The sequence below is a fragment of the Ectothiorhodospira lacustris genome (assembly GCF_022227785.1).
In the GTDB taxonomy this organism is placed as follows: Bacteria; Pseudomonadota; Gammaproteobacteria; order Ectothiorhodospirales; family Ectothiorhodospiraceae; genus Ectothiorhodospira; species Ectothiorhodospira lacustris.
This window is the reverse complement of record NZ_JAJNQM010000153.1, coordinates 1-1,997: the sequence shown is the minus strand read 5'-3', so window position 1 is coordinate 1,997 and position 1,997 is coordinate 1. Positions and strand designations below refer to the sequence as shown.

The 1,997-nt window shown below is 57.0% G+C and carries 2 protein-coding genes; both read right to left on the bottom strand.

The features are described 5' to 3' along the window. Positions 1-177: 177 nt before the first annotated feature. Complete coding sequence (locus tag LQ952_RS15750) at positions 178-633, bottom strand: hypothetical protein (RefSeq protein WP_238623562.1); 456 nt, start codon at positions 631-633, stop codon at positions 178-180. 322 nt (positions 634-955) lie between these two features. Then, positions 956-1,702: an SAM-dependent methyltransferase gene (locus tag LQ952_RS15745; protein ID WP_200177326.1), complete on the bottom strand. Its 747-nt coding sequence runs from the start codon at positions 1,700-1,702 to the stop codon at positions 956-958. Positions 1,703-1,997: the final 295 nt, after the last annotated feature.

The following is a 1,997-nucleotide window of genomic DNA, read 5'->3' as shown; positions in this document are numbered from 1 at the left end:
AGGTTGCCGGCGCATGAATTTTCCTTTGGCTCTGATCAAGGGCATCTTTCAGCCGGTTTCTCCCGGGTCATTCACCCTGGAGAATCACAGGCATGGCTGAAGCATCACAGGCACACGTGTCATTCCCGCGAAAGCGGGAACCCATCCAGTGGCCACGATGTGAAAGGGGCCGCCACCCTAACGCCAGAAATACACCATCACCACCACCCCGATCATCAGCGCCACATTCACACCGACCCGCGGCAGCGTGCCATGCCGACCGATCCGATAGATGGCAAAGCCATAGGCAATAGCGGCAGCCAGGCCCACCACCCCCGCCAACAGCAGAAACACCATCGAGCCCGCATGGGCCTGTGCCCCGGGGTTGGCCTGAACCAGCAACTTCAGCGTGAGCCCGGCCACCAGCACGAACACCAACTGCGACAGCAACCTGCTCTCAATGTAGTAAAAGCCCTGATCGAAGGGATTTTTGAACTGGCGCACCGGAAAACGATGGAAAAGAAGCGACATGTTCGACGCCTCCCGGATGGGGAAGAAGAACAACGCCAGCCCGGCCGCGATCAGCGCCCCCATCCAGAGATCCCTGATTGCGCCGCTTTGCAGAATCAGGATCTGCAGGATGGCGCCGAGCAAAAGGAAGGGTACCGGCGAGTAGTAGCAGGTCAGTTCCGCGTGGCAATGGGTACACTCGAACCGGTTGGCCGCGGAGTGGGGCCACCTGCCCCAGACATGCAATAGCACGGTGGGGAAAAAGATGGTCTTCCGCTTGCAGGCAGGGCAGGTGAAGAGCATGAGGCACCGGATCGGAGGCGTGGGATGAGGCTCGGAAAAGAGATTAACCGACAAACATGTTTTCGGGATATCGGCAGCCCACTCTCCAGCTGCCGAAAGCACATGGCGATGATCGCCATGTGCTCCCGAGATTCCTCAAACTATCCGGATTGCCGGACCCTCATCATCGTGCCATCAGAGCGAATACCCCCCATCCAAGGTACTCACGCGTGTATGCGACGTGGCGCCTGGGGGCGTCATTCAGCTGGGATCGAATCTCTTGTGCAAAGTCGTCATCGGGATTCGCTTCAAGCCAGCGGCGCATGGTGAGCCATTTGGCCGCCTCGTATCGGTCCCAACCTTCCTGATCCGCCAGAACCATTTCCACAACGTCGTAGCCGAGCTCGTCAAAAGACGCAACCAGCTCCGGAAGCCCATGAAAGTCCGAGATGGAATTGGCAAAGCACTTCTTGGCAACCTCTTCCGACGGTGGTAACTGACGCCAGTAGGGTTCACCGATGAGGATGATCCCGTTGCTGTTGAGACTCTTTTCCAAAAGCTCAATGGTGCCGGCAACTCCGCCACCAATCCATGTGGCACCGACACATGCAGCCACATCGCACTTGATGTCGGCGACATAGCCGGCAGCATCTCCATGAATGAATTCCACTTTATCGGTGACACCGAGTTCTTCAGCGCGGAGTTTCGCTTGCTGGCTGAACAACTGACTCATATCGACGCCGATGCCGGTAATCCCGAAATCCCGTGCCCAGGTGCAGAGCATTTCGCCCGAACCGCTGCCGAGATCGAGCAGACGAGTTCCGGGTTCAAGGCGCAACACGGCGCCGAGGGTGGCGAACTTTTCTGGCGTGAAAGGATTATGAATGCGGTGAGCACTTTCGGTAATGTTAAAGATACGTGGGATATCCAATGTGGAAAGCCTCTTTAACGAACATGAATGAATGCCGGCATGGATTAACGCCAGCGGGAAGGGGGTACCGAAGTAGTGCTGCAACCTGGATTGGTGTCCCTGCGAGAATCGAGTTGAATGGTAGTCGAACTGAGGTCTTACTGAAAGGGCCGGAATGACCAATGCTCAGTAATGGCTGAGACACGGTGAAGGCCCGAACCTCCGGCAACGAGAAAGACCCGCATGTGGGGTGTTGTGGAGGCCTGGGGAGAAAAACCCCCGGCTATCCGATTAAGCTGCTTCAAAGTCCAGAGGG